General features: G+C 24.8%; 5 protein-coding genes and 1 pseudogene. 3 read left to right on the top strand and 3 right to left on the bottom strand.

From position 1 onward, the window contains the following. Positions 1-314 precede the first annotated feature (314 nt). Together AJN58_RS06140 and AJN58_RS06135 are read right to left on the bottom strand one after the other, a co-directional pair. A complete protein-coding gene (locus AJN58_RS06140; RefSeq protein ID WP_002779581.1) occupies positions 315-506 on the bottom strand; it encodes a hypothetical protein in 192 nt (63 codons plus the stop codon). After that, positions 499-1956 (bottom strand): DNA methylase, encoded by a 1458-nt coding sequence (locus AJN58_RS06135; RefSeq protein WP_070292082.1) that lies wholly within the window; start codon positions 1954-1956, stop codon positions 499-501. The genes AJN58_RS06140 and AJN58_RS06135 overlap by 8 nt, the downstream gene beginning before the upstream one ends. A gap of 593 nt (positions 1957-2549) precedes the next feature. Here AJN58_RS06135 and AJN58_RS06130 point away from each other — a divergent pair. Beyond that, a complete protein-coding gene (locus AJN58_RS06130) occupies positions 2550-3200 on the top strand; it encodes a DNA/RNA non-specific endonuclease (protein WP_002807507.1) in 651 nt (216 codons plus the stop codon). Between the two features lie 362 nt (positions 3201-3562). Then, complete coding sequence (locus tag AJN58_RS10140) at positions 3563-3703, top strand: hypothetical protein (RefSeq protein WP_002834679.1); 141 nt, start codon at positions 3563-3565, stop codon at positions 3701-3703. A gap of 144 nt (positions 3704-3847) precedes the next feature. On the opposite strand, the gene AJN58_RS06125 is transcribed toward AJN58_RS10140, so the two are convergent. Next, a complete protein-coding gene (locus AJN58_RS06125) occupies positions 3848-4249 on the bottom strand; it encodes a hypothetical protein (protein ID WP_070283613.1) in 402 nt (133 codons plus the stop codon). Positions 4250-4798: 549 nt separating this feature from the next. Between AJN58_RS06125 and AJN58_RS06120 the strand changes: the two are divergent. After that, a pseudogene (locus tag AJN58_RS06120) lies at positions 4799-4998 on the top strand (hypothetical protein); the annotation flags it as partial.

Below are 4998 nucleotides of genomic sequence, written 5' to 3'. Positions count from 1 at the left end.
GATAGATAAAAAAACAAAAAAATAAATCAAAATAAATATAGTTTTGCTGTAATTTTCTCTTTGAATTTTTGCTCGTGAAAAGTACAAGATAATTTTTTTATTTTTTTAATCATATAAAAAACAATATTTTTTATATGAAAATTCACAGAAAAAAAAGATAAAATTTTAATACTAATTTTAATTAATTTTATTTTAAGTCTAAAATATATAGAGATAAAAGTGGTATAAAAAATACACTATTTAAAAAATACTTATTTTTTTACTTGTTTTTAATTGATTTTTATATCTAAAATATTTTTCTCATAAAAACATGATTACTCGTTTATATAGATAGACTTTTCAAGCTTTCTTTCCATTTCTTTTTTCTTTTTTTCAATTGCTTCATCAAATCCTTTAAGCACTGAAAATGGAGCAAACTGTGCCGCTCTTTTTTCTAATGGCATAAGAGGATATTTTGTAGATTTTTTGTATTTAATATTAATAATATCATCGTGGTTATTAGGCATTGTGTCCTCCTATTTGCGAATTAATTTTTAAGCCATTTTCAAGACTCGAGGCTTTAAAAATAGATTTTTTTCCATATTTGTGAACAATCGCGAGTCTAGCTTTTTGTAATTTCTCTTCTTTTATAAAATTTTTATTTTCCTTCTGTTCTATGTCGGCAAAAAGACTGGGTTCTTTAATTTTTTTTATCGTGTCATTTTTTACAACATTATTAAGAGTAAGACTTATTTTTCTAATTAAAAAATCAGCATTAACTATTAAATCAAACAATTTTAAACCTTTATTGCAAATAGTTTCCAAGGAAGAGCTGTGGTAATCCAAATTGATTGTTGAATGTGCATTTTTTGGAATAGATCTTCCATAGGAATCTTTGCTCATTGGACCATTGTAGCTTTGTACCTTTTCTAAGCTTTCTTTATCATATTGTACATCTAAAACGATTTGATTGCATGTTAAATTTTGCTCAATTAGCTCAAGAACCATATGATCGACGATTTCTTTAAGCATATCTCTAGCTTTTTTAAAACTATAAGGCTTAGGCAAAACCTTAGCCATTACCTTAGAGATATGTTTGCTTTTATATTCTTTAATAGCTTGCATTGTACAGCTTTCAAACCCCCAAGCATGATCGATTAATAACTCAGCATTTACTCCAAAAATTTGATAAAGTTTATCCTCGTTATTAAGAGAGTATCTTGCTAAATCTCCCATATTGTTAATGCCTATGCTTTTTAGTTTTGTTGCATATCCTTTGCCTATACGCCAAAAATCATTTATGGGCGTGTGTTGCCATAATTTTCTTCTATAAAGCATTTCATCCAAATACCCTATGCAAAGTCCATCTTTATTAATATTTTGTTTTTTGGCTAATATATCCATTGCAATTTTTGCTAAGTAAAGATTTGTTCCTATTCCCGCAGTTGCTGTTATTTGAGTTGTTTTTAAAATTTCAAATAATATGTTTTCAATGAGTTTGTCAGCAGATAGCTTATAATGTTTGATATAAGGAGTTAAATCAATAAATACTTCATCAATGGAGTAAATATGAATGTCTTTTGGATCAAAATACTTTAAATAAATGCTGTAGATTTTAGAACTATAGTCTATATATGTTGACATCCTAGGTTTTGCAACAATGTAATCAAGCTCTAAATTGGGATTATTTATTAGTTCAAGATGATTGTATGATTTTGCACTGAAATATTTAGCAATTTTTAAGCGCTTGTAATTGATTGTTTTTACTTTTTGTATTAGTTCAAATAGTCTTAATCTGCCTGATATATTATAAGATCTTAATGCGGGAGATACCGCAAGACATATTGTTTTTTCAGTTCTACTTTCATCCGCAACTACAAGATTGGTATTTAGAGGATCTAATTTTCTTAAAATGCATTCAACAGAAGCATAAAATGACTTAAGATCTATAGCTGCATATTTTTGCGTATTATCCATATTTTCACATTTGTATATAATAATTATTTTTTAATTGTATAAAAAGAATTTTAATAGACTAAGATTGTTAATTTTTAGTTCTTGTTTTGGAATTAATCAATAAAACAATCAAGCTTGTAGATTTTTTCATCTAAAAATTTTATCAAAAACCATGCCTTGTTTAAAATTACATAGTATTACTCAATATTATGCTTTTATATATTTAAATCGAGCGAGCAAAGTATACGAAAAGATTTATATCAAGTTTAATTTTAAATGATAAAATTTAAGCTGAAATAATGATAAAGTTTTTTGAAAATGCTGATTGTAATAAAAAGTTACATTAATATAGGCAAATGAAATTTTCTGCTATTTTTTTTAATAATAATTGCTATTGATAAAATAAAAATCTGCCTTATTTTATACATGGAAAAATCTCAAAATCTTTATCACTCATTTCATTTTTCGCTATTTAAGAAAAAATGAAACTGTTATAATAAGGATCTTGCTTTTTATATAAATCATAAACCAAAATACCAATAAATTAAAAAAAGAAAGAGAAAATTAGTTGAAAAACAAATCGAGAATTAATTTTTAAAAAGATAGGAGAATAAATGAAAAAACTTATAATCTTACCACTGCTAGCAACTCTAGCCTTAGCTGATTATACACAATACAAGCCAAGCGAAGATTTTGCTAAGTATTTTACTAAGCAAAGTTGTTCACAAGTTTTAGATAAATTCTATTATCTAAATTGTTATGATTATAATCTAAAAGGTACAAAAGCTGTAGCTTATAGATTGGAAGCGGAAAATTTAAAAGGCGAACAAATCAAAAAACGCCCACGCTTTGAAGATGATACAAATATTCCTAAAAAATATCGTACTACATGGAGTGATTATAGAAACAGTGGTTATGATAGAGGACACACTCTTTCTAATGCTTCTATGAGAAAAACAACTCAAGCTCAAAGAAGCACTTTTTTAATGAGTAATATTACTCCACAAAATCCACAAATCAATCAAAGGGTTTGGAACAAGATTGAAAAAAGAGAAAGACAAGTAGCTTTGAAGCTTGGAAGTTTAGAAGTTTTAAATTTAGTTAATTATGACAATAATCCACAAAGAATAAGAAATCAAATTGCTATTCCAAGCTCTTATATTAAAATCTTAAAAGGTGAGAATTTTAAAGAATGTTATCAAGTGCCAAACCATGAAGTGGAAAACGAGAATATAAGATCTTATCAGGTTAAATGTCAAAATTAAACCACCTTCCTCACTAAAGGTGGATTTTAATATTATATAAAGTACTGTCAATTAAAAAATAATCCTAACAATGTGTATTTTAAAACACTTAAATTTTATTTAGAAAACATTATTGCTATTAAATAATAAAGAGGATGATACTTTATATCGGCTTTTGTAATATCAGTTGTTATACTTGTGAAATTTTATAATTTTGATAAAAATAAAAATTAATCTGTTCTGGAGGTTTTAATTCTTAGATATATGTTTTTATCCCTTGACTTTTAGCATTTTTTTGTTATAAGATAAGGAGAAAAAAGAAAAATTTTTTCAAAAAAATAGTAATATTTACAAAAATACCCACAAAAGCAATCTTAAGATTCATGGAATCTATTGGCATAGGATTGTTTATAAATAGTCTTTATGGTTTACAAACAGGCGATAGTAGAGCTTTTATTATTTTAATTGAAAGTTTGCTAATTTTAACGGTAGTTGCATTATCATCAATCTTTCTTAAAGATTGAACTTTTTTTGAAAAAAGGAGAAAAAATGGATGGTTATAATATAGCTATTTTAATTGGTGCTATCACTCTCGTTTTTGGCATATTGGTTTTAGTAGCTCATTATCTCAATGATAAACACACTAACGAAAGTGAAAACTAAAAACCTTATTGTCTTAGAAATGATTTAAAGATAGACAAAATTAAATCAAAAATTGTAGGCTGTAAAATAAACATTAAAGTAGCAAGAATAATTACATATGTTCTAACTTCTCTTTTAAAACTATCTAGTTTGTTTTCAAGCTTATCAACTGAATTTTCAAGCTTATCAAGTTTAGCACCTATTGAATATTCAAGCTTATCAAATCTAGTATTCAAAAGATCTATAGTTGGTAATTTAGAAATGGCTTCTTTAAATTCTCTAAAAGATTTGTCTTTTATTTCTTGAGAATTTATTTGGCTTTCTTTAGCAAATTCGTTAAGAGCTTTAATGAAATTTTCTTCAGTTTGATCTTTAAAATAGATAGAAAATAAAGCTTTTACACCTTCTGAAATATAATAATTTTTCATATTTATACAACCTTTTTTTTAATTATAACATAGCAAATTTAAAAATGCAGTTTTTATAAAAATAAATAGAAATTTGTTTTGATTATATTTTACTCAATATTTTTTATTACATCTATGGTTAGTGAATATAATTAATAATTTTTATAAGGGTGTTTTCTGCTTCTTTGTTTTTATTCTTCTTTTTAAAAGCTACATCACAACACTTTATACTCTAAGCTTTTTAAAAGTACTCAAATAAGATTATCATAATAAATAATAAAAAATCAATTTCTTATTATTTTCATTTTATTTTTTTCTTTTTTGTTATAATTTATATGTTAAAATAACATATTACAAAGTAAACAATATGGATTTATCTCATTCATTAGGACAATATATTATTTTAGCTTTTGCAATAGCCGTAGCCATATTTGTTACATTTTATGACTTTGATAAAAAAGATCATCAACATAATATAAAAAAATAATATCCTTAATATTTATAAAAATTAAAAAAGATTTTAAGTCATTCTAAAAATAAAAATTTATACTATTTTTTAAAGGATTTGCTATGCAAAAAAATATACAAGATTATATTATTGATGTTCATTCTTGTGATCCCCATTCATCAAATGCTTATAAACAAGATTTATTTGATGTAGAAAATGAAGTTTTTGCTAAAGATTGTGAGTTTATAGAAAAATGTGGTTTAGATGATATGGTAAAACACAAACAAAGTGATGAAGTTTTTAAAGTGTTTTATAAAAAAGA

Source organism: Campylobacter sp. BCW_4321, assembly GCF_001763075.1.
In the GTDB taxonomy this organism is placed as follows: domain Bacteria; phylum Campylobacterota; class Campylobacteria; order Campylobacterales; family Campylobacteraceae; genus Campylobacter_D; species Campylobacter_D jejuni.
The sequence above is the reverse complement of the archived record's forward strand: the minus strand, read 5'-3'. Positions and strand labels throughout refer to the sequence as shown.

Bases quoted from the DNA above. Each gene is read 5' to 3' on its own strand.
- AJN58_RS06135 (WP_070292082.1), bottom strand. From the start codon at position 1,956: ATGGATAATACGCAAAAATATGCAGCTATAGATCTTAAGTCATTTTAT.
- AJN58_RS06140 (WP_002779581.1), bottom strand. From the start codon at position 506: ATGCCTAATAACCACGATGATATTATTAATATTAAATACAAAAAATCT.
- AJN58_RS06125 (WP_070283613.1), bottom strand. From the start codon at position 4,249: ATGAAAAATTATTATATTTCAGAAGGTGTAAAAGCTTTATTTTCTATC.
- AJN58_RS10140 (WP_002834679.1), top strand. From the start codon at position 3,563: ATGGAATCTATTGGCATAGGATTGTTTATAAATAGTCTTTATGGTTTA.
- AJN58_RS06130 (WP_002807507.1), top strand. From the start codon at position 2,550: ATGAAAAAACTTATAATCTTACCACTGCTAGCAACTCTAGCCTTAGCT.